Annotated in this window: 25 protein-coding genes; 14 read left to right on the forward strand and 11 right to left on the reverse strand. The window is 66.3% G+C overall.

Annotation, left to right across the window (positions count from 1 at the left end; translation table 11 throughout):
- Positions 1–6: 6 nt before the first annotated feature.
- The 10 genes from AC13CR_RS13655 to coxB form a co-directional block, all read right to left on the reverse strand.
- Positions 7–1407, reverse strand: a complete 1401-nt coding sequence (locus tag AC13CR_RS13655) for an FAD-binding oxidoreductase (protein WP_292953214.1) — start codon at positions 1405–1407, stop codon at positions 7–9.
- A gap of 74 nt (positions 1408–1481) precedes the next feature.
- Positions 1482–2063: a GNAT family N-acetyltransferase gene (locus AC13CR_RS13660; protein ID WP_292953217.1), complete on the reverse strand. Its 582-nt coding sequence runs from the start codon at positions 2061–2063 to the stop codon at positions 1482–1484.
- Positions 2063–3337, reverse strand: a complete 1275-nt coding sequence (locus AC13CR_RS13665; RefSeq protein WP_292953220.1) for a M16 family metallopeptidase — start codon at positions 3335–3337, stop codon at positions 2063–2065. The genes AC13CR_RS13660 and AC13CR_RS13665 overlap by 1 nt, the downstream gene beginning before the upstream one ends.
- On the reverse strand, positions 3334–4710 hold the full coding sequence (gene thrC / locus AC13CR_RS13670) for a threonine synthase (protein WP_292953223.1): 1377 nt from the start codon (positions 4708–4710) through the stop codon (positions 3334–3336). The genes AC13CR_RS13665 and thrC overlap by 4 nt, the downstream gene beginning before the upstream one ends.
- A gap of 10 nt (positions 4711–4720) precedes the next feature.
- Positions 4721–5395: an SURF1 family protein gene (locus AC13CR_RS13675; RefSeq protein WP_292953226.1), complete on the reverse strand. Its 675-nt coding sequence runs from the start codon at positions 5393–5395 to the stop codon at positions 4721–4723.
- 108 nt (positions 5396–5503) lie between these two features.
- The gene (locus tag AC13CR_RS13680) at positions 5504–6334 is read right to left on the reverse strand and encodes a cytochrome c oxidase subunit 3 (RefSeq protein WP_292953229.1); all 831 of its coding nucleotides are present in this window, start codon (positions 6332–6334) and stop codon (positions 5504–5506) included.
- A 31-nt stretch (positions 6335–6365) separates the two neighbouring features.
- The gene (locus tag AC13CR_RS13685) at positions 6366–6929 is read right to left on the reverse strand and encodes a cytochrome c oxidase assembly protein (RefSeq protein ID WP_292953232.1); all 564 of its coding nucleotides are present in this window, start codon (positions 6927–6929) and stop codon (positions 6366–6368) included.
- Positions 6926–7159: a hypothetical protein gene (locus AC13CR_RS13690; RefSeq protein ID WP_292953234.1), complete on the reverse strand. Its 234-nt coding sequence runs from the start codon at positions 7157–7159 to the stop codon at positions 6926–6928. Before AC13CR_RS13690 ends, AC13CR_RS13685 begins: the two co-directional genes overlap by 4 nt.
- Positions 7159–8076, reverse strand: a complete 918-nt coding sequence (cyoE, locus tag AC13CR_RS13695; RefSeq protein ID WP_292953237.1) for a heme o synthase — start codon at positions 8074–8076, stop codon at positions 7159–7161. Before cyoE ends, AC13CR_RS13690 begins: the two co-directional genes overlap by 1 nt.
- Positions 8077–8095: 19 nt before the next feature.
- Complete coding sequence (gene coxB / locus AC13CR_RS13700; RefSeq protein WP_292953240.1) at positions 8096–9001, reverse strand: cytochrome c oxidase subunit II; 906 nt, start codon at positions 8999–9001, stop codon at positions 8096–8098.
- Between the two features lie 201 nt (positions 9002–9202).
- On the opposite strand from coxB, the gene tldD reads away from it, so the two are divergent.
- The 3 genes from tldD to topA all read left to right on the forward strand — a co-directional run bounded on the left by tldD (position 9203) and on the right by topA (position 14799).
- Positions 9203–10624 (forward strand): metalloprotease TldD, encoded by a 1422-nt coding sequence (gene tldD / locus AC13CR_RS13705; protein ID WP_446233708.1) that lies wholly within the window; start codon positions 9203–9205, stop codon positions 10622–10624.
- Positions 10625–10714: 90 nt separating this feature from the next.
- Positions 10715–11908, forward strand: coding sequence for a DNA-processing protein DprA (dprA, locus tag AC13CR_RS13710; protein WP_292953246.1), 1194 nt, complete (start codon positions 10715–10717; stop codon positions 11906–11908).
- 182 nt (positions 11909–12090) lie between these two features.
- Positions 12091–14799, forward strand: a complete 2709-nt coding sequence (gene topA / locus AC13CR_RS13715; RefSeq protein ID WP_482900887.1) for a type I DNA topoisomerase — start codon at positions 12091–12093, stop codon at positions 14797–14799.
- A 16-nt stretch (positions 14800–14815) separates the two neighbouring features.
- Here topA and AC13CR_RS13720 read toward each other — a convergent pair whose 3' ends face one another.
- Entirely contained in the window at positions 14816–15544 is a 729-nt protein-coding gene (locus tag AC13CR_RS13720) for a prephenate dehydrogenase (protein WP_292953252.1), read from the reverse strand.
- 265 nt (positions 15545–15809) lie between these two features.
- Between AC13CR_RS13720 and AC13CR_RS13725 the strand changes: the two genes are divergently transcribed.
- The 11 genes from AC13CR_RS13725 (at position 15810) to AC13CR_RS13775 (ending at position 25069) form a co-directional block, all read left to right on the forward strand.
- On the forward strand, positions 15810–16514 hold the full coding sequence (locus AC13CR_RS13725; protein ID WP_292953255.1) for a CoA transferase subunit A: 705 nt from the start codon (positions 15810–15812) through the stop codon (positions 16512–16514).
- On the forward strand, positions 16514–17140 hold the full coding sequence (locus tag AC13CR_RS13730) for a CoA transferase subunit B (protein WP_292953258.1): 627 nt from the start codon (positions 16514–16516) through the stop codon (positions 17138–17140). The genes AC13CR_RS13725 and AC13CR_RS13730 overlap by 1 nt, the downstream gene beginning before the upstream one ends.
- A 107-nt stretch (positions 17141–17247) precedes the next feature.
- The gene (locus tag AC13CR_RS13735; protein ID WP_446232417.1) at positions 17248–17823 is read left to right on the forward strand and encodes a hypothetical protein; all 576 of its coding nucleotides are present in this window, start codon (positions 17248–17250) and stop codon (positions 17821–17823) included.
- Between the two features lie 137 nt (positions 17824–17960).
- Positions 17961–18362: a tol-pal system-associated acyl-CoA thioesterase gene (gene ybgC, locus AC13CR_RS13740; RefSeq protein WP_292953264.1), complete on the forward strand. Its 402-nt coding sequence runs from the start codon at positions 17961–17963 to the stop codon at positions 18360–18362.
- Entirely contained in the window at positions 18355–19092 is a 738-nt protein-coding gene (locus AC13CR_RS13745) for a sulfotransferase-like domain-containing protein (protein ID WP_292953267.1), read from the forward strand. The genes ybgC and AC13CR_RS13745 overlap by 8 nt, the downstream gene beginning before the upstream one ends.
- 135 nt (positions 19093–19227) lie before the next feature.
- A complete protein-coding gene (gene tolQ / locus AC13CR_RS13750) occupies positions 19228–19923 on the forward strand; it encodes a protein TolQ (RefSeq protein ID WP_292953270.1) in 696 nt (231 codons plus the stop codon).
- Positions 19924–19929: 6 nt separating this feature from the next.
- On the forward strand, positions 19930–20382 hold the full coding sequence (locus AC13CR_RS13755; RefSeq protein WP_292953273.1) for an ExbD/TolR family protein: 453 nt from the start codon (positions 19930–19932) through the stop codon (positions 20380–20382).
- Complete coding sequence (locus tag AC13CR_RS13760; RefSeq protein ID WP_446232416.1) at positions 20375–22201, forward strand: protein TolA; 1827 nt, start codon at positions 20375–20377, stop codon at positions 22199–22201. Before AC13CR_RS13755 ends, AC13CR_RS13760 begins: the two co-directional genes overlap by 8 nt.
- Before the next feature lie 28 nt (positions 22202–22229).
- On the forward strand, positions 22230–23573 hold the full coding sequence (tolB, locus tag AC13CR_RS13765; RefSeq protein WP_414692137.1) for a Tol-Pal system beta propeller repeat protein TolB: 1344 nt from the start codon (positions 22230–22232) through the stop codon (positions 23571–23573).
- A 33-nt stretch (positions 23574–23606) separates the two neighbouring features.
- Positions 23607–24143, forward strand: coding sequence for a peptidoglycan-associated lipoprotein Pal (gene pal / locus AC13CR_RS13770; protein ID WP_292953279.1), 537 nt, complete (start codon positions 23607–23609; stop codon positions 24141–24143).
- Positions 24143–25069: a tol-pal system YbgF family protein gene (locus AC13CR_RS13775; protein ID WP_292953282.1), complete on the forward strand. Its 927-nt coding sequence runs from the start codon at positions 24143–24145 to the stop codon at positions 25067–25069. The genes pal and AC13CR_RS13775 overlap by 1 nt, the downstream gene beginning before the upstream one ends.
- Positions 25070–25077 lie beyond the last annotated feature (8 nt).

The following is a 25077-nucleotide window of genomic DNA, read 5'->3' on the forward strand; positions in this document are numbered from 1 at the left end:
TGCCGGTCAGCCCAGAACGGCGCCGGGATTCATGATCCCCAGCGGATCCAGCGCCTGCTTGATCGCCCGCATCGCCGCCAGCCGCGCCGGATCGCCCCAGCGTTCCAGATCGCCGACCTTCAGCCGCCCCACCCCGTGTTCGGCCGAGAACGACCCGCCCCGCGCCACGACCATCTCGTGGATGCGCCGGGACAGGGCCTCGCGAATGGAATCATAATCCTCGCGACGGCGCCCCTTGGCGGGAAACAGGTTGAAATGCAGGTTGCCGTCGCCCAGATGGCCGAAACAGTTGATCCGCATGTCGCCCGCGGCCGCCAGCATCGCCTGCGCATCGCGGATGAAGCTTGCGACCTCCGACAGAGGCAGGCTGATGTCGTGGCTGGCAATCGCTCCGACGGCGCGATTGGCCAGCGGGATGTGTTCGCGCAGGGACCACAGATCGGCGGCCTGCTGTCCCGACTGCGCGATCACGCCGTCGCTCGCCAATCCATCCTCCGAGGCTGCGAGGAACAGACCTTCCAGCGCCTCGCCGGCGGCCAGCCCGGCGGGCAATCCGACCTCGATCAGCACCGACCAGGACGGTGGCTCGGCAAAGGGCTGTCGCATCTGCGGAAAATACCGATTCAGGAAATCGAAGGACTGACCCGAAATCAGCTCGAAGGCCGTGACCCCGCCACCCATCCTTGCCTGCGCCAGCGACAGCAGGCTCAGCGCCGCGCCCGGACTTTCCACCGACAACATCGCCACGCCCGATTCGGCCGGAATCGGGGCCAAAACCAGCGAGGCGGCAGTGATGATGCCCAGCGTGCCTTCGGCCCCGATCAGAAGATCGCGCAGGTCATAGCCGGTATTGTCCTTGCGCAGCCGTTTCAGGTCGCGCATCACCACGCCCGATGGCAACACCGCCTCGATCCCCAGGCACAGGGCGCGCGCATTGCCATAGCGTAGCACGTTCACGCCTCCGGCATTGGTGGAAAGCACTCCACCGATCTGCGCCGTCCCCTGCGAGGCCAGCGACAGCGGAAATTGCCGGCCCGCCTCGGCGGCGGCATCGCGGGCCTGTTGCAGGGTCGCGCCGGCTTCGGCGATCATCACCGCCTCGTCGGAAAAGACCGCGCGAATGGCATTCATTCGTTCCAGTGACAGGATCAGGGGCGCAGGCCCCCCGGCCATGATCTGCCCGCCGACCAGCCCGGTCCCGCCGCCGCGAGGCACCACAGCCACGCGCGCCCTGGCACAGGCCCGGATCACCGCCGCCGCCTCTTCGGCATCGCGCGGCGCCGCGACAAGCCCGGCCTGCCCGTGAAACCGGCCGCGCGGCTCTTCCAGATAGGCCGGCGTCACCTCGCGCAGCACATCCCTCGGCAAGATCGCCGCCAGCCGCTCGTCCGCCGGTTCCAGCCCCATCTTCTCGCCCTCTTTCCAAATACCTCGGGGGGGTCCGGGGGGGCTGGCCCCACCGGCCGTCGCGGGACGCAAAATCAGCGCGCCTCGCTGCGCCCCCGCCTGTCGCTGCGCAGATTGGCGTAAAGCACATGGTTCCGCCAGCGCCCATTGATCTGAAGATAGCTTTGCGCCACGCCCTCATACTTGAAACCCGATTTCTCCAGAACGCCCCGGGAGGCAGCGTTCTCGGGCAGGCAGGCGGCCTCGACCCGGCTCAGGTCCAGCGCGGTGAAGGCATGATGCACCAGCGCGCCGATCGCCTCGCGCATATAGCCCTGCCGCGCGAAGGGCCGGCCGATCCAGTAGCCGATCGTGCCGGTCTGGGCGGGACCGCGCCGGATATTGTCCAGCGTGATCGCGCCCAGCAGCACGCCGTCGCGGCGCAGCAAAAACAATGGCAGCGCGCTGCCGCCGTGACTGGCCCGGGCGGCCCAGTAGACGCGGTTGGTGAAGCTCTTGCGGGTCAGATGGTCGGATGACCAGACCGGCTCCCAGGGGGTCAGGAAAGCGCGGCTGTCGACCCGCAGCGCGGTCCAGGCGCTGAAGTCCGAATGGGCCGGCAGGCGCAGCACGATCCGCTCGGTTTCCAGCCGCACGGGACGCCGCCGCGAAAACATCAGGCGGCAAGCCTTTCGGCCAGAACCCCACGCGACGGAGCGGTCTTGACAGGACCATAAAGCGCCAGCGCAGGCCGCGCCCGCCCGATCAGCCTTTCGGCATGGGCGCGCACATCGCCCAGCGTCACGTCGGAAATCCGCTGCGCTACCTCGGAGGGGTCCAGAACCCGACCCCAGATCGCCAGAACCCGCGCGATCCGTTCCGCTTGCGCCGAGGGGCTTTCCAGCCCCATCAGCAGGCCCGCACGCAATTGCGCCTTGGCGCGGGCGACCTCGATCTCGCTGATGTCGCCGGCGGCGCGGCGAACCTCGTCAATGGTCAGCATCGCCAGATCGGCGATGTCGCCACCTCCGGTTCCGGCATAAATCGTCATCATTCCGGTATCGTCGTGGAACCCCGATTGCGCGAAGATCGTATAGCACAGCCCGCGTTCCTCGCGGATTTTCTGGAACAGTCGCGACGACATGCCGCCGCCAAGCGCGGCCGAAAAGATCTGCGCGGCATAGTAATCGTCGGACAGGTAGCCCGGTCCTTCCAATGCCAGGGCGAAATGGGCCTGTTCCAGCTTCTTGACGCGGCGCACCTCGCGGCCCTGCCAGACGGCGCCGGCGCGCGGGTTTTGCAGAATCGGCGACAGATGACCGAAGGCGGTCTCGGCCAGGCGCACGATGCGGTCGTGATCGACCGCGCCGGCCGCCGCGACAATCATCTGGCCGGGGCCATAATTCTCGGCCACGAACCCGGCCAGATCGGGCCGGCCAAAGCGGCTGACACGCTCGGCCGGACCCAGGATCGGGCGGCCGATGGCCTGATCGGGATAGGCAGCCTCCTGCAGCCAGTCGAAGATGATGTCATCGGGCGTGTCCAGCGCCTGCCCGATTTCCTGCAGGATCACGCCGCGTTCGACCTCGATCTCGCGCTCGTCGAAGATCGGGTTCAGCACGATGTCCGAGATCACGTCGAAGGCCAGATCGACGTCCTGTTCCAGCACCCGGACATAATAGGCGGTCGCATCGCGCGAGGTATAGGCGTTGATGAAGCCGCCCACATCCTCGATCGCCTCGGCGATCTGCAGCGCGCTGCGCGTCGCCGTGCCCTTGAAGGCCATATGTTCCAGAAAATGCGCGATGCCGTTCTGTTCGGCGCGTTCGTTCCGACCTCCGGCGTTCACCCAGACGCCAAGCGCGGCGGAATGCAGACCCGGCATGTCGCGCGTGGCGATGCGCAGGCCGTTCGGCAATGTGGTGACGCGAAGATGAGGATCGGTGGTCAAATCGTTCTCCGTTCAAGGATCAGCGCCTCAAGCGCGGCGGTGTCGTTTTCGACCCTCGTCACACGTTCCGGCAGATCGAACAGCCCCGCCATGTGCGGCGGCAAGGCGGGGCGGATCCCCACGGCCTTTTCGACCGCATCGGGGAATTTCGCGGGATGGGCCGTGGCCAGCGTCACCATGGGCACGCCGGGTTCGGCATGATGGCGCGCGACCGCCACGCCCACGGCGCTGTGCGGGCACAGGATCTGACCGGTTTCGGCGCGAATGGTGCGGATCGTGGCCAGTGTTTCCTCTTCGCCGACACGCCCAGATACATATTGCGCGCGCAGCGCCTGCAGCGCGCCCTGGCTGACGGTGAAACCACCTGATCTCAGTTCCTCCATCAATTGCGCGATCGCGCCCGCATCGCCGCCATAGGCCAGATACAGCGCCCGTTCGAAGTTGGAGCTGACCTGAATATCCATCGACGGCGACATCGAAGGCGCGACCTCGCCCACCCGGTATTCGCCCGTGCTCAGCGCGCGGTGCAGGATGTCGTTCTGGTTCGTGGCCACGATCAGGCGCCGGATCGGCGCGCCCATGGCGCGGGCCATGCTGCCGGCGAAGATGTCGCCGAAATTGCCGGTCGGGACGCAGAAATCCGTGTCGCGCATCCCCAGGCTCGCGGCCGCGGTGACATAATAGACGATCTGCGCCACAACGCGCGCCCAGTTGATGCTGTTGATCCCTGCCAACCCGACGCCGTCGCGGAAATCATGGTCGTTGAACAGATCCTTAAGCCGCGCCTGACAATCGTCGAAATGGCCGTCGAGGGCCAGCGCGTGCACATTCGCCGCATCGGGCGTGGTCATCTGGCGGCGCTGCACCTCGGACACGCGGCCATGCGGGAACATGATGAAGACATCCACATTGTCGATGCCCCGGAACGCCTCGATCGCCGCAGAGCCGGTATCGCCCGAGGTCGCGCCGACGATGGTGATCCGCTGGCCCGACCGTTTCAGCGCGATCTCGAACAGCTGGGCGATCAGCTGCATGGCGAAATCCTTGAAGGCCAGGGTGGGGCCGTGGAACAGTTCCAGCAGGTGGTGGCCCGGCGCAAGCTGATGCAGCGGCGCCTTGGCTGCGTGTTCGATGCGCGCATAGGCGCGTTCGATGGCGCCGCGCAATTCGACATCGGTGAAGCTGTCGCCGGTAAAGGGACGGATCACGCGAAAGGCGACCTCTTCGTAGGGCAGGCCGTCAAGGTCATTCAGGCCGGACAGCGCCGGAACGGTCTCGGGCAGATACAGACCGCCATCACGCGCCAGCCCCGACAGCATCGCCTGTTCAAAGTCGAGGACCGGGGCCTTTCCCCGCGTCGAGACGTAACGCATCGCCACCCCTTCAGTATCGCCGCTGCCTGATACGCCAGATTAGGGCCAGTGTCATCCCTGCCCAGACGGCGGCGATCATGAACCACTGGACCGCGTATGACAGGTGATTGTTGGGGATCCCCTGAATCGAGACGGGGATCGGCTCGACGCCTTGGGCATCGCCCTCCACGACGCTTGCGACGACGAGGATCGGCAGCGTGTCAAGCTGACTCGCCATCGCGGGCACGTCACGGGCAAACCAGATGTTTTCCGAAAGGTTCGGATCGGGCGTGGAACCGCCCTTCTCGTCCGGCCAATGCAGATTGCCCCGGATCGTCAGCCGTGTGGGTCCGCGTTCGACATAGCGATCCTCTTGCGGCACAAAGCCGCGATCGACCATGATGGCGCGGCCGTCATCGGTGATGAAGCGCGACACGATCTGATAGCCGCCACCATGTTCCTTGGTGCCCGAGAGAATGTCGATTTCATCGCCGGTCGTGGTGCCGCTGATCGTGACCGGCATGTATTTCATCGACGGATCGACCGACTGTGGCAGCGGTATGGCCGGAGCGTCGATCTGCGCCTGTATCTGATCCAGCACGCCTTCCTTCCAGTCCATCCGGCGCAGTTGCCACAGGCCAAGACTGATCAGGATAGCGCAGCCGACAAGACCGAGAAGGGCGGGAAACAGATAGCGTGTCATCATTGTTGATCCTGCGGAACCGCGGGTTCCGCCGCCTGTCGCACGATCTTCCTTTCGCCATGGAAAACGCGCGAGGCCGGGCCCCGCGCGCCTCTCGCGGAACATACCGGTTCAGCTGCCCCAGATATAGACCGCACCGAACAGGAACAGCCAGACGACATCCACGAAGTGCCAGTACCAGGCGGCGGCCTCGAAGCCGACATGCTGTTTCTGGTCCATCTGGCCGCGCATGATGCGGAACAGGCAGACGGCAAGGAAGATGGTGCCGATGATGACGTGCAGGCCGTGAAAGCCGGTCGCCAGGTAGAAGGCGCTGGCATAGGCGGTATCGGACAGGCCGAAGGCTGCATGGAAGTATTCGTAGGCCTGCAGCGCCGAAAAGCTGAGCCCCAGGAGGATGGCGACAATCAGCCCGTTGATCGTGGTCTTGCGGTCGTTTTCATGCACGAACGCATGATGCGCCCAGGTCACGGCAACCCCTGACAGAAGCAGGATCAGCGTGTTGATCAGTGGCAGTTCCCACGGATTGAAGGGCTGGATACCTTCCGGAGGCCAGACCCCATCCTTGATCGGGCTTTGCGGTCCCATCGGATACAGCGCGTTCTTGAACCAGTTCCAGAACCAGGCAACGAAGAACATCACTTCCGAGATGATGAACAGGATGAAGCCGTATTGCAGCCCGATCCGCACGACCGGGGTGTGATCGCCCGCCTCGCTTTCGCGGATCACGTCGGCCCACCAGCTGTACATGACATACAGCACACCGACGAAACCGATCAGGAACAGCCAGGGCCCGCTGACCGGAATCCAGAACAGGCGAACATCGTCGGCACTGATCCAGCCCACGGCGCCATACAGCATGAAGAACGCCGAGACCGCGCCGAAGAAGGGCCAGATGGAGGGCGAAAGGATATGGTAGTCGTGATTCTTAGCATGCGCCATGGTCGGGTCCCCGTCGGCTCCTCTTTCTGGATCAGTTGACGTTGCTGGCCGGCTGGGCGTCAAGCGCCGCCTGTTTCGGCTCGGTCCGGTGGAAGGTATAGGACAGGGTGATGTCACGCACCCAGCTTGCGTCGCCGTCGGCAAGCAGGTCGGGATCGACATAGAAATTGATCGGCATTTCGACCCGCTCGCCCGGTTTCAGCGTCTGCTCGGTGAAGCAGAAGCAGGCGATCTTGCTGAAATAATATCCGGCGACATCGGGCGCGACATTGTAGCTGGCCGTGCCGGTGATCGTCTCGTCGCTGTTGTTGATTGCCTCGTAATAGGCCATCGAGTCCTCGCCGATACGGACTTCCATCTTCTTCTGCATCGGCCGGAAAGTCCACGGCACATCCTTGTCTACATTGGCATCGAAACGGACGCGGACGATTTCCTCCAGAACCTGGTCAGGAGCCTCTTTCGACACCTGTGTGGTTCCGGCAAACCCGGTCACCTTGCAAAACCAGTTGTAGAACGGCACCGCGGCCCAGGACAGCGCGCCCATCGTCAGCACGACCGCGACAAGGCCCAGAACGGTGCGGGAATTGCGGCTCATGGCTGCATTTCTTTTTCTTCCGCCCGGGCGGGCGCGTCAGGCGCGGCCGCTGCCGGCGGCAGGACGGACGCCCGCGGCTGATAGTCGTATCCTTCCATCAGGTCGCCCTGACGGACCTTGACCACCGTCAGCGCGAAAACCAGCACGACCAGGCTGGCAAGAACCAGCCCGAGACCCACGTTGCGCGACCAGCGGCGGCGGTGAAGTTCGTGTTCCGCTTGCATCGGCATCACCAGGCTCCCCATTGATTTTGAACGAGCAACGCCAGGAAATGCAGGAAGAGGTAATAGAGCGACAGTCTGAAAAACCGTTTCTCGAACGCATAGCCATCGGCGATAGCCGTCTCTTCGTCGCGCTTCAGGATGCGCCAGCCGCCGGCCATGAACAGCGCGTTCAGAACGACCGAAACCGCCAGATACAGCGACCCGCCGACGGGCGTCAGGCCCAGCCACAGCGCGAAGGGCGCAAGCACCAGCGTATAGGCAAAGATGTGACGGCGGGTGGCCGCGCGGCCATGCGTGACGGTCAGCATCGGCACGCCGGCCTTGTGATAATCCTCTTTCATGAACAGCGCCAGCGCCCAGAAATGCGGCGGTGTCCAGAAGAAGATCAGGGCGAACATCAACAGCGGTTCGATGCCGACCCCTCCGGTGGCGCTGGCCCAGCCGATCATCGGGGGAAAGGCCCCGGCCGCGCCGCCGATGACGATGTTCTGCGGCGTCGACCGTTTCAGCCAGATCGAATAGACGACGGCGTAGAAGAAGATGGTGAAGGCCAGAAAGCCCGCCGCGAACCAGTTCGCGACCAGACCCAGCATCATCACCGAGATGATCGACAGGGCGATGCCCAGGCCCAGGGCCTCGCCCCGCTGGATCCGGCCCGCGGGGATCGGACGGTTCCGGGTGCGGTTCATGACCGCGTCGATATCGGCATCGGACCACATGTTCAGCGCGCCGGCCGCGCCGCCGCCAAGCGCGATGAAGATCACCGCGCAGAAGGCGATGAAGGGATGAACCGTGACCGGCGCTACCAGCAGCCCGACGAAGGCCGTGAACACGACCAGCGACATGACACGCGGCTTCAACAGGGCGACATAGTCCTGAAATTCGGCCTCGGGGGCGCCGTCATATGCGTGGATGTCGCTCATGGGATGCGTCCGGGTCCGATCACTCGGCCTTGGCCAGTTCGACCTGGCTGTCGGCGGGCAGGTTCAGCGCGGTCGCCTGATCGGCAGGCATGGTGCCGCCCTGTTCGGCCACCCAGGCGGCATATTTTTCGGGGCTGACGGCTTTCACGACGATGGGCATGTAGGCATGGTTGATGCCGCACAATTCGCTGCACTGGCCGAAGAAGACGCCTTCCCGTTCGACGTTGAACCAGGCCTGCGCGATGCGGCCGGGAACGGCGTCCTGCTTGATCGCGAAGGCCGGAATGGTCCAGCTGTGGATCACGTCGTTCGAGGTGACCTGAAGCAGCACCGTCTTGCCGACCGGCACCACGACAGCGTTGTCGGTCGCCAGCAGGTATTCGTCCTCGGAATAGCCGGCAGCGGCCAGTTCTTCCTTGGCCAGAAGCAGGGAATCAAAACTGATATCGTTGTCGGGATACTCGTAGGACCAGTACCACTGGTTGCCGATCACCTTGATCACCAGGTCGGGATTGGGCGGCATTTCCTGGCTGCGAAACAGGGCCGGCAAGGAGAAGGCCCCGATCACGACCAGGATCAGCACCGGAACCAGTGTCCAGACGATCTCGATCGGCGTGTTGTGGGTGAATTTGGCGGGAACCGGGTTCGACTTGCTGTTGAACCGGAAGATCACGATCAGCAGCAGCGCGCAGACAAAGACCGTGATCAAGGCGATGATGATCAGAACGAAACCGTCAAGCCATTGCTGATCGCGCGCCAGTTCCGTCGAGGCGGGCTGAAAGCCGATCCCCCTCGCCTGCGGTTTGCCGATGACCGGCAGATCGCCCAGCACATCCTGCGCCATTGCCGCGCTGGCCATCATTCCCGTCGTTGCCAGCCCCGAAGCTGCCGCGACTGCCCGGCGAATCATCGCTTTTGCCATCATCCCATCCCGTTGCGTTGGCCCGGCCGACATGGCCGCAAGGGCCGCCGGCAGGCCGCCCCTTTTCCTTTCACAGTGACCGTTCTATGACCATATCTTGCGCTCTCGGGCAAGTGATACCGAGAAGATATCTGCGAAAGTGACCGCCCGCCCGCGTCTTCGCGGACGCCGGCCGCCCGCCCGACGAACGGAGTTTACCCCGCCATGACCCGCGACAGATTTGACCCGTTCGCCCTGTATCTGGATCGCGATCGCGCCTTGGCGATCCTGCGCGAGGCGGTGTCGGGGGCCGAAGACGGCGAACTTTTTCTGGAACGTTCGGTCTCGGAGAGCCTGGTCTTCGACGACGGGCGGCTGCGCAATTCCGGCTATACAGCCGACCAGGGTTTCGGGCTGCGCGCCGTGCGCGGCGAGGTGACAGGATACGCCCATTCCACCGAGATTTCCGAGACATCGCTGCGCCGTGCCGCCCAGACCGCGCGACTGGCCGTGGGCCGGGGCGGCGCCGTGCTGGCCGATCCGGCGCCGATGCGGGCGCAACACCTTTATGCCGCCGCGGACCCGGCCGAGGGGATCCCCATCTCGCGCCGCATCGCCCTGCTGCGCGAGATCGACGACTACGCCCGGTCGCTGGATCCGCGGGTGGTGCAGGTTACCGTCTCGCTGGCCTCCTCGCTGCAGGAAATCGCCATCCTGCGCCCCGAAGGCGGTCTGGTCACCGATATCCGGCCCATGGCGCGACTGAATGTCGCGGTCATCGTCGAGAACAACGATCGCCGCGAATCCGGCGGTCACGGCGGCGGCGGCCGGGTTTCGCTGAAGGGCCTGATGCAGCCGGACCACTGGAAGAGCGCCGTGGACGAGGCGCTGCGGATCGCGCTGGTCAACCTGCGCTCGGTCCCCGCGCCCGCCGGGGTCATGGATGTCGTTCTTGGTCCCGGCTGGCCGGGCATCCTGCTGCACGAGGCCGTGGGCCACGGGCTTGAGGGAGACTTCAACCGCAAGAAGGCCAGCGCCTTCGCCGGGCTGATGGGCGACCACGTCGCCGCGCCCGGCGTGACGGTGGTCGATGACGGCACCATCCCGGACCGGCGCGGCAGCATCGGCGTCGATGACGAGGGCACCCCGCCCGCCCGCAACGTGCTGATCGAGGACGGGATTCTGACGGGCTACATGCAGGATCGCCAGAATGCCCGCCTGATGGGGGTGGCGCCCACGGGCAACGGGCGGCGCGAAAGTTTCGCTCATGCGCCGATGCCGCGCATGACCAATACCTACATGCCCGGTGGCGATGCCGATCCGGCCGCGATCCTCGCCGATCTGAAGGACGGCATCCACGCGGTGGGATTCGGCGGCGGCCAGGTGGACATCACCAACGGCAAGTTCGTCTTTTCCTGCACCGAGGCCTATCGCGTGAAGGACGGCCGGATCGGCGATCCGATAAGGGGCGCGACGCTGATCGGGGACGGTGCGACGGCATTGCGGAAAATCCGCGCCATCGGCAACGACATGACGCTGGATCCCGGCATCGGCAATTGCGGCAAGCAGGGGCAATGGGTTCCTGTGGGCGTCGGCCAGCCGACCCTGATGATCGGCGGGCTGACGATCGGCGGCTCGGCCGCGTGAACGCGCCCGGCAGCGCAGAAACCCCCGTCCCGGTAACCTTGTATTAACCCTTGTTGCGCTAGGCTGGCCTCTGGATGAGACGGAGGCACCATGGATACCGGGTTCATTCCCTCGGACATGCCCAACAGCGCCGCGCCGGCGAAGGATGACGACCTCGACGTCCTGCGTCTCATCCGCTCGCGCCGGGTCGGACCGGCGACCTTTCATCGGCTGATGGCTCAACATGGCGGCGCCACGGCCGCGCTTGAGGCTTTGCCGGAAATCGCGGCCGAGGCCGGGATGACGGATTACGAAGCCTGTCCCGAAGGCGTGGCCGCGGCCGAACTGAATGCCGGGCGCAAGGCCGGGGCGCGGCTGATCCGCTGCGATTCCCCGCTGTATCCCGCCCAGTTGCGCCAGATCGACGGCGCACCGCCAATCCTGTGGGTGCGCGGCGATCCGGCATGGCTGTCGCGCAATCCGGTCGCTGTGATCGGGGCGCGCAACGCCTCGTCGCTGGGCCTGCGCATGGCGCGCGGGATGGCGGCAGGGCTGGGCGAGGCCGGGCATACGGTCGTCGCGGGCCTTGCCCGTGGCATCGACACCGCAGCCCACAACGCCGCCCTGGGCAGTGGCACCGTGGCGGTGATGGCGGGCGGCGTCGATGTCATCTACCCGGCTGAGAACGTCGTCCTGGCAGCCCAGATCGCCGAACAGGGTGTGCTGGTTTCGGAACAGGCGCCGGGGACCGAACCCGCCGCCCGGCATTTCCCGACGCGGAACCGAATCGTGTCGGGCCTGTCGCGCGCGGTCGTGGTGATCGAGGCCGCGCATCGGTCGGGCACGCTGATCACCGCAAGGAACGCGCTGGATCAGGGCCGCGAGGTCATGGCGGTGCCGGGCCACCCGATGGATGCCCGCGCTGCGGGCTGCAATGCACTGATCCGCGACGGAGCCTTGCTGGTGCGCAATTCCGCCGATGTGGCGGCGGCGCTGATGTCGCGGCCCGGCGAAGCCCCGGCGCGATCGACCGAATTGTCCGCAAACGCCGGCCCGATCCCGGCGCCCCGGTCTGCCGCCGGCGATGCCCAGCGATCGGCCACGCCGTCGCGGATCGCGGATCAGGGCGGGCCGGTCAACCTCGAATCGCGAATCCTGTCGCGCCTGACGCCCAGCCCGACCGAGGAAAACGACCTGATCCGCGATCTGGGCGTCCCCGCCGCCGCAGCCTGCGCGGCGATCCTGTCGCTGGAACTGCAGGGACGTCTGACGCGGCTGGCGGGCGGCAGACTGGCGCTGAGCTGATCATCGCCCCGCGCGACATCCCCCTGGCACGTCGTCCGCCGCGTTCTGGACCAAGCGGCGAATGCGGCCGGCCATCCCCCTTCGTCCAGGCCCCTGGGAGAAGCCGCTGACGCGACGGGCGTTGACACCGCCTCGGCACACAACCATGTTGCCGCCCCATTGCAGACACCCCCGAGGTCAGAATGCCCGTTGTCGTCGTCGAATCCCCGGCCAAGGCCAAGACCATCGAGAAATACCTCGGCGGCGACTATCGCGTGCTGGCCAGCTTTGGCCACGTCCGCGACCTGCCGCCCAAGGACGGCAGCGTCGATCCCGACAGCGAATTCGCGATGAAGTGGGAAATCGCCAGCGACAGCAAGAAGCACCTCAAGGCGATCCGCGACGCGCTGAAGGACGACCAGACTCTCATCCTTGCAACCGACCCCGACCGCGAAGGCGAGGCGATCAGTTGGCACCTGCTGGAGGCGCTGCAGCCGGCACTGAAAAAAGGCAGCGCGGTCAATCGCGTGACCTTCAACGCCATCACCAAGGCCGCGGTGACCGAGGCGATGAAGCAGCCGCGCCAGATCGACCAGCCGCTGGTCGATGCCTATCTGGCCCGCCGCGCGCTGGATTATCTGGTCGGCTTCAACCTGTCGCCCGTGCTGTGGCGCAAGCTGCCCGGCGCGAAATCGGCGGGTCGCGTCCAGTCCGTCTGCCTGCGCCTGATTGTCGATCGCGAGATGGAGATAGAGGCATTCAAGGCGCGCGAATACTGGTCCGTCCATGCCCGTCTTGCGACGCCGGGGGGACAGGAATACGACGCGCAACTCGTGTCGCTGGCCGGCTCGAAGCTGGACCGATTCGACCTGCCCGACGCCGAAAGGGCCGCGATGGCCGTCAGCGCGGTCACCAGCCGCGATCTGCGTGTCGCCAGCGTCACCGCCAAGCCCGCCAGCCGCAATCCCTGGCCGCCCTTCATGACCTCGACGCTGCAGCAAGAGGCCAGCCGCAAGCTGGGCATGGGCGCGCGGGCCTGCATGTCCACGGCGCAGCGTCTCTACGAGGCCGGTTTGATCACCTATATGCGGACCGACGGGATCGACATGGCCCCCGAGGCGGTGATGGCTGCCCGCGACGCGATCAAGACCAAGTTCGGCGAAAAATACCTGCCGAAATCGCCGCGCATGTACAAGAACAAGGCCAAGAACGCGCAGGAAGCCCATGAATGCATCCGCCCGACCGACATGATGCTGTCGCCGGACCGACTGAAGGTCAGCGCCGATGACCAGCGCAAGCTGTATGACCTGATCTGGAAGCGCACCATCGCCAGCCAGATGGAAGCCGCCAGGATGGAGCGCACGACAGCCGAAATCGAAAGCCCCGATGGCCAGGTCGGCCTGCGCGCGACCGGTCAGGTGATGCTGTTCGACGGTTTTCTGCGCGTCTATGACCAGGGCCGCGACGATGACGAGGGCGAAGACAGCGCCCGCCTGCCGGCGATCACCGAAGGCGAGGCCGCGAAACTGGTCGGCAAGGCGTTCGATGCCGAGTTCTCGAAGGCGCGGGACAAGGGCGACGATCTGCCCGAGGCGCCGCAGGGCCAGCGCGCCGCCCCCGGCCTGCTGGTCAACGACGCCGCCAGCACCGCCGCCCGCCAGCATTTCACCCAGCCCCCGCCCCGCTATACCGAGGCCACCCTGGTCAAGCGGATGGAGGAACTGGGCATCGGCCGTCCCTCGACCTATGCCAGCATCGTCACGACCATCCAGGACCGCGAATACGTCCGAAAGGACAAGAACCGGCTGATCCCCGAGGACAAGGGCCGGCTGGTCACGACCTTTCTGGTCAAGTATTTCCCGCGTTATGTCAGCTATGACTTCACCGCCGATCTGGAAAACGAACTGGATGAGATCAGCGCCGGCGATCTGGTCTGGCGCGAGGTTCTGGGCAGGTTCTGGAAGGATTTTTCAAAGGCGCTGGAGGGCACGTCCGAACTTCGCATCTCCGAGGTTCTGGAGGCGATCGACGATGCGCTGGCGCCGCATCTGTATCCGCCGCGCGCCGATGGCGGCGATCCGCGCGAATGCCCGCTTTGCGGCAGGGGCCGGCTGAACCTCAAGACCGCGCGGTCGGGGGGCGCCTTCATAGGCTGCACGAACTATCCCGAATGCCGCTATACCCGCCCCCTCTCCGCCCCCGATGGCGAGCAGCCGGTGGGCGACCGGGTGCTGGGTCATGACGATGGCGACGAGATCAGCCTGAAGACCGGGCGTTTCGGACCCTATGTGCAGCGGGGCGGGGCGACCGAAGAGGTGCCGAAGCCGCCTCGGGCCTCGATCCCCAAGGGCTGGGACGCGGCGACCATGGATCTGGAAAAGGCGTTGCGACTTCTGTCGCTGCCGCGCCCGGTCGGACCACATCCCGATGACGGCGTGATGATCGAGGCGGGGATCGGGCGCTATGGTCCCTATGTGAAGCATGATCGCAAATACGCCAACCTGCCGGATGTGGACGAGGTCTTTACCATCGGCATGAACCGGGCGGTCGAGGTGCTGGCGGCAAAGCAAACGCGCGGACGCGCCGCTGCGGCGGAACCGCTGAAGGAACTGGGCGATCACCCCGAAGGGGGTGCAATTCAGGTGATGAACGGGCGCTATGGCCCTTATGTCAAATGGGAAAAGGTCAATGCGACCCTGCCCCGCGAGGTTGCGCCCGAAGACATCACGATGGAGCAGGCGCTGGAGTTGATCTTGGCCAAGGCCGCGAAGAAGGGCACGAAGAAGGCATCGGCGGGAAAGTCCCCGGCAAGGAAATCCGCCACCAAGACCGCAAAGACTGCCAAGACTGCCAAGACTGCCAAGAAGGCTGCCGTGAAAAAGCCCGCGGACGGCAGGAAGTCCGCCGAATGACCCCGTCGGGCATGCCTCAGCCTGTCTCGGCCATCTCCGCGATGCCGGCTATCGCCTTCACGAACCGCGCGCGGACCGGCCCGGCATGGGGATTGTCATGCAGGATCGTCCGCAGCAGTTCAGGTGAATCCGCCTGAACCATCGCCACGGCCTCGACCAGCCGCCGGAAGCTTTCGGTGGTCAGCCTGTCGGGTATCGGTCCAATTCCCGACAAACCCTGCGCGATCAGATGCGTCAGCCCCTGCACCACGGCCATCTCGCGGTCATGTGCCTCTGGTGTGGTTGCCAGAACCCGCAATCCCAGCCTTCGCAGGAATGCCGCCGCTCGCCGGTGGCCGTCGCCGCGCAGCGGGCACCATGCGATGCGATGACCCGTCAGGCCCTCGCGCGCGCTTGCAGGCCCAAACAGCGGATGCGTGGCAACGATCTGGGCATGGTCGGGCAGGATGGCCTGCATCATCGTGGCAGGCAGCAGCTTGACCGAAGCCACATCAATGACCATCGCGCCGGGGCGAAGATGGGGCGCGATGATGTGCAGCACGGACCGCATCTGCGACAGCGGCACGGACAGAACGATGATGCGGCAGCGCGCGGCCTGCGCAAGATCGACCTGCAACAGGTCGTTGACCAACAGCACGGGGTCGCAGACGCACAATGTCATGTGATCGCGCAAATGGCGGGCGATCAACTGGCCGAAGGCTCCGAAGCCGATGATCGAAAGATGGGGACAGTCGGGATTGGACATGGGGACGACCCTGGATTTCGGCGCAGGCTCGTGGTGATGTCATCCGGTCAACCGCTTCCCCGCGCGGTTGACATGGCTCTGCCCCCGCTATGTCAGCGGGCGATAAGAGATCGCAGAGATGGCGCGGATGCGGTTCATCCATCATGATTGCCACCGGTCGGGTCGGCAGGTCAAGTCGCGGCACGAACAGGGTGTGGCCTGATTGACACGGATTGCCCTGCGGGCCATGACTTTCATCGAAACCGGATCCATGAGGGGAGGGCCGATGAAAAAGGTCTATGACAACGCGGCCGAGGCGCTGGACGGTCTTTTGAAGGACGGGATGTTCATCTCGGCCGGAGGCTTCGGGCTGTGCGGCATACCCGAATTGCTGATCGACGCCATCGTCGATAGCGGCGTAAAGGATCTGACCATCGCCAGCAACAATTGCGGCGTGGACGGGTTCGGCCTGGGCAAGCTGCTGGACACCAAGCAGATCAGGAAGATGATCAGTTCTTACGTCGGCGAGAACGCGGAATTCATGCGTCAGTATCTGTCGGGCGAACTGGAGCTGGAATTCAACCCGCAAGGCACGCTTGCCGAACGGATGCGCGCGGGCGGCAGCGGCATTCCGGGCTTCTACACCAAGACCGGCGTCGGCACCCAGATCGCCGATGGCAAGGAAGTTAAGGTCTTCGACGGCGAGGAATACATCCTCGAGCGCGGCATCGTCGCCGACCTGGCCATTGTGAAAGCCTGGAAGGCCGATGACACCGGCAATCTGGTGTTCCGCAAGACGGCACGGAACTTCAATCCGCCCGCCGCGATGTCCGGCAAGGTTTGCGTGGTCGAGGTCGAGGAGATCGTCGAGCGCGGCGCGCTGGATCCCGACTGCATCCACCTGCCCGGCATCTATGTGCACCGGATCATCCAGGGCCCGCACGAGAAGCGCATCGAGAAGGTCACCACCCGCAAGAAGGAAACCGCGTAATGGCATGGGATCGCGACCAGATGGCCGCCCGCGCGGCCGAGGAACTGGAAGACGGGATGTATGTCAACCTCGGGATCGGCATCCCGACGCTGGTGGCCAATTACACCGGCGACAAGGACATCACGCTGCAATCGGAAAACGGCATGCTGGGCATGGGGCCTTTCCCCTATGAGGGCGAGGAAGATCCCGACCTGATCAACGCCGGCAAGCAGACCATCACCGAGTTGAACCGCACGTCTTATTTCGACAGCGCGACCAGCTTCGGCATGATCCGCGGCGGCAAGATCGCGGCGGCGATCCTCGGCGCGATGGAGGTGGCCGAAAACGGCGATCTGGCGAACTGGATGATCCCGGGGAAGCTGGTCAAGGGCATGGGCGGCGCGATGGATCTGGTCGCGGGCGTCAAGCGCGTGATCGTGGTCATGGACCACACCAACAAGGCCGGCGAATCAAAGCTGCTGAAATCCTGCACGCTGCCCCTGACCGGCAAGGCCGTGGTGGACCGGATCATTACCAACCTGGGCGTGCTGGATGTGGTCGAGGGCGGCCTGAAGATCGTGGAGACCGCCGATGGCGTGACCGAGGACGAGATCCGCGCCGCGACCGAGGCAACGATCGTCGGCTGATCCGGGATAGACCGGCGGCGGAGGCAGGGGGCGTTGCCCCCCGTCGCCGTTCCGGCGACTTCCCCCAGGATATTTGGGCCAAGGCAAAGGGACCGGCGGAGGTTTCGATGGATCCTGACCGGATTGCGGCGCTGTTCACGCGCCAGGATGGATCGTTTCTGTGCGCGCGATGGGGGCGACCGGTCGCGCCGGTCGCGTTCGGGCTGGCCGAGGAAAGCCTCGACATCTTTCGGGCCGCAATCCGGGCCGGCTTTGCCCATGCCGGACATCCCGTGACCGAGACCGACCCCGAGATGGGCAGCAACCTGATGCTGTTCTTCATGCGCGACTGGCAGGAATTGCAGGGCGTGCCGGATCTGGATCTTCTGACGGGCCAGGATGGGTTGCCCAGGCGGCTGGCCAGGCTAAAGGCCGATCAATACCGGATTTTTCGCTTTGATGCCGATGGCGGCATCCGGGCCTGTCTGCATTTCGTGCGGATGTCGGGCGCGTTGGGCGATGCGCATCCGGCGCAGCTTGCCGAGGCGCTGACCATGCGCAGCGCGCTGAGCTTCGCGCGCGACGTTGCGCCCTCGACGGATCTCGCGGCGCTGATCCGGGCGGCCTATGACCCGATCCTGCCGGTGGCAGCGCAGGATCCCAGCCATGCCCTGCGTCTGTCGGCAAGGATCGCGCGGACCTGATGCGGCCCGCGCGACAGCGCGCGGAACGCGCGCATCCGTCCAGCGACAGCGACCGGCACGGAGTTTGTCCGTGCCGCCCCCTTCGCCCGCCGAACGGGCGATTGCGGGTATTCCGACCCCGTCCTAGGATAGCTGCCATGAGCCATTCCATGATCCTGCGCGTCTATTACGAGGATACCGATCTTGCCGGGATCGTCTATTATGCCAATTACCTCAAATTCATCGAGCGCGGACGCTCGGAATGGTTGCGCGCCCTGGGGATCGATCAGGCCGCGCTGAAACGGCAGGCGGGCCTGGTCTTCGCCGTGCGCCGGATCGAGGCGGATTATCTGCGGCCGGCGCGGTTCGACGATCTGGTACAGGTCGCGACCCGCCTCGACATGCTCAGCGCCGCGCGAATCGTGATGGATCAGACCGTCACGCGCGACGGCGAGGTGCTGTTCGCCGCCCGCGTGACCATCGCTTGTCTGGACGCGCGCGGACGGCCGACGCGCCTGCCCGCACCGCTTGCCGCCATCCTGCGGAAGGCCGATGACTGAGCCGCGCCGCATCGCCATGTGGTCGGGGCCGCGCAATCTTTCGACGGCGATGATGCGCAGCTTCGGTGCCCGTCCCGATTGTGTCTGCGTGGACGAACCGTTCTATGCCCATTATCTGTCGCAGACCGGCCTGCCCCATCCGATGCGGGATCAGGTGATTGCCAGCCAGCCCACCGATTGGCGCATTGTGCTGCCCGGATTGACCACCGATCCGGCGGCCGCGCCGGTGCAGTATCAGAAGCATATGGTTCAGCACATGCTGCCCGGCATGGACCTGGGCTGGACCGGGACCGTCACCAATGTCTTCCTGATCCGCGAACCCGAGCGTGTCGTGGCCTCTTTCGCGGCCAAGCGCGGTCTGCCCGACCCGGCCGAGCTGGGTTTCGCCCGTCAGTGGAGCATGTTTCGCGAGATGGCCGAACGCGGCGCCGCGCCCATCGTGATCGACAGCGCCGATATCCGCCGCGATCCTCGTCGCGCGCTGCGGGCATTATGCGCCGCGATCGACCTGCCCTGGACCGAGGCCATGTTGTCCTGGCAGGCCGGCCCGCATCCCGAGGATGGCGTCTGGGGTGCGGTCTGGTACGATGCGGTCAATCGCTCGAACGGCTTTGGCGGGCCCGAGGGGCCCGGTCCCGAACTGGACGGGCCGTTGGCGGATCTGGCCACCCGGCTGCGTCCGGATTACGAAGCCATCGCGGCGCATCGGCTGGTGCTTTCCGGCAGGTGACGCCATTGTGTTGCGGCAGGGGGCTGCAAGATTTGATAAAGAGAGGCTAGAAGGCCGGCGATCCGTGCCAGCCGGTCCGGCAGACCGGCGGGTTCTGGATGATTCGACCAAGGCCCGGAAGATGAGGCAGTGACGATGGAACCCATTCAGGCCGCCCAGGCCCTCGATTTTTCGCTTCTGGCGCTGTTTGCCCGTGCGTCATTGACCGTGAAGGTGGTGATGGTGCTGCTGATCGTCGCCTCGGTCTGGTCTTGGGCGATCATCATCCAGAAATTCCTGGCCTTCGCCGCCGCAAGGCGCGAGCAAATCCGCTTCGATCGCGCCTTCTGGTCCGGCGAGCCGCTGGACGATGTCTATGACCGGCTGGGCGAGACGCCCTCGGGCGCGACCGAACGGGTCTTTGCCGCCGGCATGACCGAATGGCGGCGCAGCCACCGCGATGACGGCGCACTGATCCCCGGCGGCACGCAGCGGATCGACCGCGCCATGAACGTCGCCATCCAGCGCGAGGAAACGCGCCTGTTCCGGGGCCTGTCCTTTCTGGCCACCGTCGGCTCGACCGCGCCCTTCATCGGCCTGTTCGGCACCGTCTGGGGCATCAAGACCGCATTCGAAGGTATCGCCATGTCACAGGATACCAGTCTTGCCGTCGTCGCACCCGGCATCGCCGAGGCCCTGCTGGCGACGGCGCTTGGCCTGCTGGCCGCCATCCCCGCCGTCGTGTTCTACAACAAGCTTTCGGGCGACGCCGAACGGGTGACCGGCAACTGGGAGGCGTTTTCGGACGAGTTCTCGACGCTGCTGTCGCGCCAGCTGGACAGCGAGGTCTGATCCGCGATGGCCGACGTCGTCAAAAGGATCAGCCGAAGGAAAAGCGGGCGGCGGCGCAACGCGCCGATGTCCGAGATCAACGTGACGCCCTTCGTGGATGTCATGCTGGTCCTGCTGGTGATCTTCATGGTCGCCGCGCCGCTGATGACGGCCGGGGTGCCGCTGAACCTGCCCCGGACCGCCGCGACCGCCGTGCCGACCGAGCCCGAGGAACCGCTGGTGATCTCGATCCCCGCGGAGGGACAGATCACGCTGATGAACAATCCCCTCGCCGACAATCAGATCGTGGCCCGGCTGCGCGCCGTACTGGCCGAACGTCAAAGCGACCGCATCTTCCTGCGCGCCGATGGCACCATTCCCTATGCCAGGGTGGTGCAGGTCATGGGCGCGCTGAATGCCGCAGGACTTACCAATATCGTGCTGGTCACCGATCCGGGCGGCCCGCGCATGGATGGCTGATTTCATGCAGGATGACCGCGAATCCCGCATCGGCTGGTGGATCTCGGGCGGCGCACATGCCGCGCTGATCCTGTGGGCGGTGCTGGGCGGGGTCTTCTTCCGGCCGCAGCCCTCGACGCCGTTGCGCACGACCCAGGTCGCCACGATGAGCGGCGACGACTTCGAGGCGCTGGCCGCGGCCTCGCGCGGGGCCGGTCCTGTGGCTCGGGAGGCCACCGCGGTCGCAGCGATGCCCCCGCCCGAAGTCGAACAGGACAAGGCAGCCGCCCCCGCCGGCGCCAGTGCCCCCGATCCGCAGGATGCGGCACAGGCACTGGCCCGGCCGGACGCGGCCGAGCGCCAGCCCGATCTCAGCGATTTCGAGGCGCGGCCGCCGGTGACGGTCGCGACCGACCTGCCTGAACCCGTCCCGGCGCCGGACAGCGCCGCCGAAACCGCGCCCAGACGCCCCGCCACGCCGGACGCTCCGACGGCCGAGGGCCAGCCTGCCCGTCCGCAAGCGCCGGTCCCGGACGCCCCGGCCGTGCCGGTCGCGCCGCGCTCGGAACTCGCGCTGGACCGCTCGAGCCTGCCGCGTCTGCGGCCCGATGGCCTGGTCGAGGAACGCAATGCCCGCCTCGCCGCGCAAGAGGCCGCGCGCCAGGCGGCGGCCGAGGCCGCGCGGGCCGAGGCCGAGGCCGAGGAACAACGACTGGCGGCCGAACGCGAAGCCGCCCGGGAGGCTCGGCGTCAGGCCGCCGAACAGGCGGCCCGCGACGAGGCCGAGGCCAGGGCCGCAGCCGAAGCGCGCCAGGCCGAGCAACGGCGGCAGGCGGCCGAAGCGCAAGCCCGCGAGGAAGAGCGCCGCGCCGCAGCCGAAGCGCAGGCGCAGGCGCAGGAACAGGCCCGCCAAGAACGGCAACGCCGCGAGGCCGAGGCCCGCGCCGCCGAGGAACGCCGCGCCGCCGAGGCAAAGGCCGAGCAAGAGCGCCGCGCCGCCGAAACCAGGGCCCGCGCCGAGGCCCAGCGGCGCGCCGAACAGGAGCGGCAGGCAGAGGCCGAACGACAGGCGGAAGAAGAACGGCGGGCCGAGCAAGAGCGGCAGGCAGAGGCCCGGGCCGCGCGCGAACAGGCGCAGCGCGAGGCGGAAGAACGCCGCGCCGCAGCGGCAGCCGAGGCCGCCGAACAGGCCCGGGCCGACAGAAAGGCGCTGGAGGATGCAGTGCGCGAAGCGGGCCAGACCGGGGCCGGCGGGGCCGAGACGGCCTCGACCGGGGATACGGCGGGTGGCGACCGCCAGCGGATCGATGGAGGCAGCGGCGCCTCGGCCGATCAGGATCCGCTTGCCGCGGCCCTGGCCGGGGCACTGTCGCAGGGCACCGAGGGCGGCGGGCAGGACGCGACCAGCGCCGATCCCCTGCAGCTTGCGCCGACACCGATCAGGCCCACGCCGCTGCCCGATCCCGCCCGGGAACCGGGTGCTGATGCGGGCGGGCCCGGCAACCCGCCGATGGGTGAGCCCCTGTCGCTGTCCGAGAAGGACGGACTGAAATTTGCGATCCAGGATTGCTGGAACGTGGGTGCGCTGTCGGTCGAGGCATCGCGGATGACGATCTCGGTCGGCTTCTCGATGACGCCCGATGGCCGTCCCGAACCCGCCAGTCTGCGCATGGCGGATTACCGGGGCGGTTCGGAAACCGCCGCCCGGCAGGCCTTTGACGTGGCCCGGCGGGCCATCCTGATGTGTGGACGCGCAGGCTTTGCCCTGCCGTCCGGAAAATATGGCCGTTGGCGCGATGTCGTCGTGGACTTCCGCCCCGACGGCGTCGGATTTGAATGATGCGCGTCGCGGCTTTCCGTCGCGCGCCATGAACGGTAGAAAGGACGCCATGTTCCGCCGCCTGACCCTGACCCTGACCGCCTCGCTGGCGCTTGCCGCGCTGACCCCCGCCCTGGTCGCAGCGCAGGATGCCGGCCCCCTGCGTATCGAGATCACCGATGGCGTGGTCGAGCCGATGTCGATCGCCATCCCGGCCTTCTTCGGCGATGACGAGGTGGCGCGGAAGGTGCGCGAGGTCGTGGCCGACGATCTGACCGGCACCGGCCTGTTCCGCGAAATCCCCGCCGATGCGCAGACCGCAAAGCGCGGCAGCTTCACCGAGCCCGTGTCCTACGAAGACTGGCGGGCTGTAAACGCGCAGGCACTGGTCAGCGCCGAAGTCACCCGCCAGGGCGAGGATATCAGCGTCAAGTTCCGCCTGTTCGATGTCTTTGCGGGCCAGCCCCAGGGCGATGGAATGCAGTTCGACGCCCGCGCGGGCGATTGGCGACGTGCCGCCCACAAGATCGCCGATCAGGTCTATTCACGGCTGACCGGTGAAAGCCCGTATTTCGACAGCCGCGTGGCCTTCGTCCAGGAAACCGGGCCGAAGGACGCAAGGATCAAGCGGATCGGGGTGATGGATTACGACGGGGCGAACCCGCTGTGGATGACCGATTCGTCCTCGCTGGTTCTGGCGCCGCAATTTTCCGCCGACGGTCGTCAGATTGTCTATACCAGCTTCGAATCGGGATTTCCGCAGCTTCGCATCCTCGATGTCGCCTCGGTCCAGTCGCGTCCGGCGACGCAGGGAGGCGACAGCATGGCATTCGCACCGACCTTCAGCCCCGATGGCCGCTGGATCGCCTATTCGCTGGAAAGGAACGGCAATACCGATATCTGGCTGATGGACGCGGCGACCGGCGCCCAGAGACCGCTGACCGAAGCGCCTTCGATCGAAACCTCGCCCAGTTTCAGCCCCGATGGCAAGCGGATCGTCTTCGAATCCGATCGCTCGGGGACGCCCCAACTCTATATCGTGGGAATCGATGGCGGCGAGCCGACGCGGATCAGCTTTGGCGAAGGTCGCTATGGATCGCCCGCCTGGTCGCCCAAGGGCGACATGATCGCCTTCACCCACCAGGAGGGTGAAAAGTTTTTCATCGGGATCATGCGCACCGATGGATCGGAAGAGAAGAAATTGACCGAATCGTTTCTTGACGAGGGGCCGACCTGGGCCCCCAATGGCCGCGTCGTGATGTTCACGCGGGTGACGCCGGGCGGAAACGGCCAGCCCCGGCTGCATTCCGTGGATATCACGGGCCGCAACATGCGACCGCTGAACCTTGACTTTGCCGCCTCGGACCCGTCTTGGGGTCCGTTGATGCCATGATCCATGCCCGACGCCGCCCGGAGGATGCCCGCGATGAATATCTGGATGAAAGCCGCCTCTGCCGCCTGCCTTCTGCTTCTTGGTGCCTGCACCCAGCCGGCGCCGACACCGCAGCAGCAGGTCTATGATCCCTATGCCAATAACGGGGCGGGCGCGCAGTATCAGGGCCAGCTTTCGGGTGGAACGCTGGGCGCCGAGGCGACGGCGGATTATTTCCGCACCAGCGTCGGCGACACGGTTCTGTTTCCGGCCGAACAGACGACCTTGACCTCGGACGCGCGCGCCACGCTGTCGCGACAGGCGCAGTGGCTGAACCGGAACACCAACTTTTCGGCCGTTGTTCAGGGTCATGCCGAAGAAACCGGCACCCGTGAATACAACCTCGCGCTCGGCGCCCGCCGCGCCAGCGCAGTTCAGGAATACCTGATCGCGCAAGGCGTCGAGGCCGGCCGCATCCGCACCGTCAGCTTCGGCAAGGAACGTCCGCTCGCGGTCTGTTCGGACGAGGCCTGCTATGCCAAGAACCGGCGCGCCGTGACCGTGGTCAGCGACAGCGGGGCCGGTTCGTGATGCGCCGCACCCTTGCCGCAGCCGGCCTGGCGGTGCTGTTGGCGCTGCCGCTTGCCGCCCGGGCGGATCAGGACCCGACCCTGGCCGATCTGCGCGCCGAACTGTCCCAGGTGCGCGCCGAGCTGCAGTCGCTTCGCGCCCAGCTTGTCGCGTCGGGCGCGGCTGGGTTTCGGGCCGCAGGGGGCGATTCGGCCATCGACCGCATGAACGCGATGGAAACGCGCCTGGCGCGGCTGACCGACAGGACCGAACAGGTGCAGAACCGGATCAACGGGGTGCTGGCCGAATCGAAGCGGCGCATGGACGATCTGGAATTCCGCCTTTGCGAGATGGACGAGACCTGCGATCTGTCCGCGCTGATGACGCCCGACGCGCAGGGCGAGGGCGGCACCGGCACGCCCTCGGCGCTGGCACCGGCCGCGCCCGCCGATCGCGGCGCAGGCGCGGCGGGCAAGCCCGCCACGGCGGCCGAGCAGGCCGATTTCGATGCCGCCCGGCAGGTCATGAACAGCGGCGATTTCGCCCGCGCGGCCCAGATGTTCGGCGCAGTGGCCGAAAAACATGCCGGCGGGCCGTTGACCGCCGAGGCGCTGTTCCTTCGTGGCGCGGCGCTGGACAGCGCGGGCGATGAGCATGGCGCGGCCGCCGCCTGGCTGGAAGGCTTCGCCGCCGATCCCGAAAGCCCGCGGGCGGCCGAAAGCCTGCTGGGCATCGCGCGTGTCGTGGCCAACGACGATCCGACCGCCGCCTGTCTTTATCTGGCCGAGATTCCGGCCCGCTTTCCAGGCACCCCGCCCGCGGTCGAGGCAGAAACCCGCATGTCCAGGCTGGCCTGCGGCGCCAACGATCTGGGCGGCGGCGATCCGGGCCTGAGCGTCGAGATCGATCCCGAGGCAATGGCCGACATGATCGAGCAGCAACAATGAGTCCCGCG

The sequence above is a fragment of the Paracoccus sp. L-17 genome (assembly GCF_056857655.1).

Coding starts and splice junctions, on each gene's coding strand:
- AC13CR_RS13655 (WP_292953214.1), bottom strand. CDS start 1,407: ATGGGGCTGGAACCGGCGGACGAGCGGCTGGCGGCGATCTTGCCGAGG.
- AC13CR_RS13660 (WP_292953217.1), bottom strand. CDS start 2,063: ATGTTTTCGCGGCGGCGTCCCGTGCGGCTGGAAACCGAGCGGATCGTG.
- thrC (WP_292953223.1), bottom strand. CDS start 4,710: ATGCGTTACGTCTCGACGCGGGGAAAGGCCCCGGTCCTCGACTTTGAA.
- AC13CR_RS13675 (WP_292953226.1), bottom strand. CDS start 5,395: ATGATGACACGCTATCTGTTTCCCGCCCTTCTCGGTCTTGTCGGCTGC.
- AC13CR_RS13680 (WP_292953229.1), bottom strand. CDS start 6,334: ATGGCGCATGCTAAGAATCACGACTACCATATCCTTTCGCCCTCCATC.
- AC13CR_RS13685 (WP_292953232.1), bottom strand. CDS start 6,929: ATGAGCCGCAATTCCCGCACCGTTCTGGGCCTTGTCGCGGTCGTGCTG.
- AC13CR_RS13690 (WP_292953234.1), bottom strand. CDS start 7,159: ATGCCGATGCAAGCGGAACACGAACTTCACCGCCGCCGCTGGTCGCGC.
- cyoE (WP_292953237.1), bottom strand. CDS start 8,076: ATGAGCGACATCCACGCATATGACGGCGCCCCCGAGGCCGAATTTCAG.
- coxB (WP_292953240.1), bottom strand. CDS start 9,001: ATGATGGCAAAAGCGATGATTCGCCGGGCAGTCGCGGCAGCTTCGGGG.
- tldD (WP_446233708.1), top strand. CDS start 9,203: ATGACCCGCGACAGATTTGACCCGTTCGCCCTGTATCTGGATCGCGAT.
- dprA (WP_292953246.1), top strand. CDS start 10,715: ATGGATACCGGGTTCATTCCCTCGGACATGCCCAACAGCGCCGCGCCG.
- topA (WP_482900887.1), top strand. CDS start 12,091: ATGCCCGTTGTCGTCGTCGAATCCCCGGCCAAGGCCAAGACCATCGAG.
- AC13CR_RS13720 (WP_292953252.1), bottom strand. CDS start 15,544: ATGTCCAATCCCGACTGTCCCCATCTTTCGATCATCGGCTTCGGAGCC.
- AC13CR_RS13725 (WP_292953255.1), top strand. CDS start 15,810: ATGAAAAAGGTCTATGACAACGCGGCCGAGGCGCTGGACGGTCTTTTG.
- AC13CR_RS13730 (WP_292953258.1), top strand. CDS start 16,514: ATGGCATGGGATCGCGACCAGATGGCCGCCCGCGCGGCCGAGGAACTG.
- AC13CR_RS13735 (WP_446232417.1), top strand. CDS start 17,248: ATGGATCCTGACCGGATTGCGGCGCTGTTCACGCGCCAGGATGGATCG.
- ybgC (WP_292953264.1), top strand. CDS start 17,961: ATGAGCCATTCCATGATCCTGCGCGTCTATTACGAGGATACCGATCTT.
- AC13CR_RS13745 (WP_292953267.1), top strand. CDS start 18,355: ATGACTGAGCCGCGCCGCATCGCCATGTGGTCGGGGCCGCGCAATCTT.
- tolQ (WP_292953270.1), top strand. CDS start 19,228: ATGGAACCCATTCAGGCCGCCCAGGCCCTCGATTTTTCGCTTCTGGCG.
- AC13CR_RS13755 (WP_292953273.1), top strand. CDS start 19,930: ATGGCCGACGTCGTCAAAAGGATCAGCCGAAGGAAAAGCGGGCGGCGG.
- AC13CR_RS13760 (WP_446232416.1), top strand. CDS start 20,375: ATGGCTGATTTCATGCAGGATGACCGCGAATCCCGCATCGGCTGGTGG.
- tolB (WP_414692137.1), top strand. CDS start 22,230: ATGAACGGTAGAAAGGACGCCATGTTCCGCCGCCTGACCCTGACCCTG.
- pal (WP_292953279.1), top strand. CDS start 23,607: ATGAATATCTGGATGAAAGCCGCCTCTGCCGCCTGCCTTCTGCTTCTT.
- AC13CR_RS13775 (WP_292953282.1), top strand. CDS start 24,143: ATGCGCCGCACCCTTGCCGCAGCCGGCCTGGCGGTGCTGTTGGCGCTG.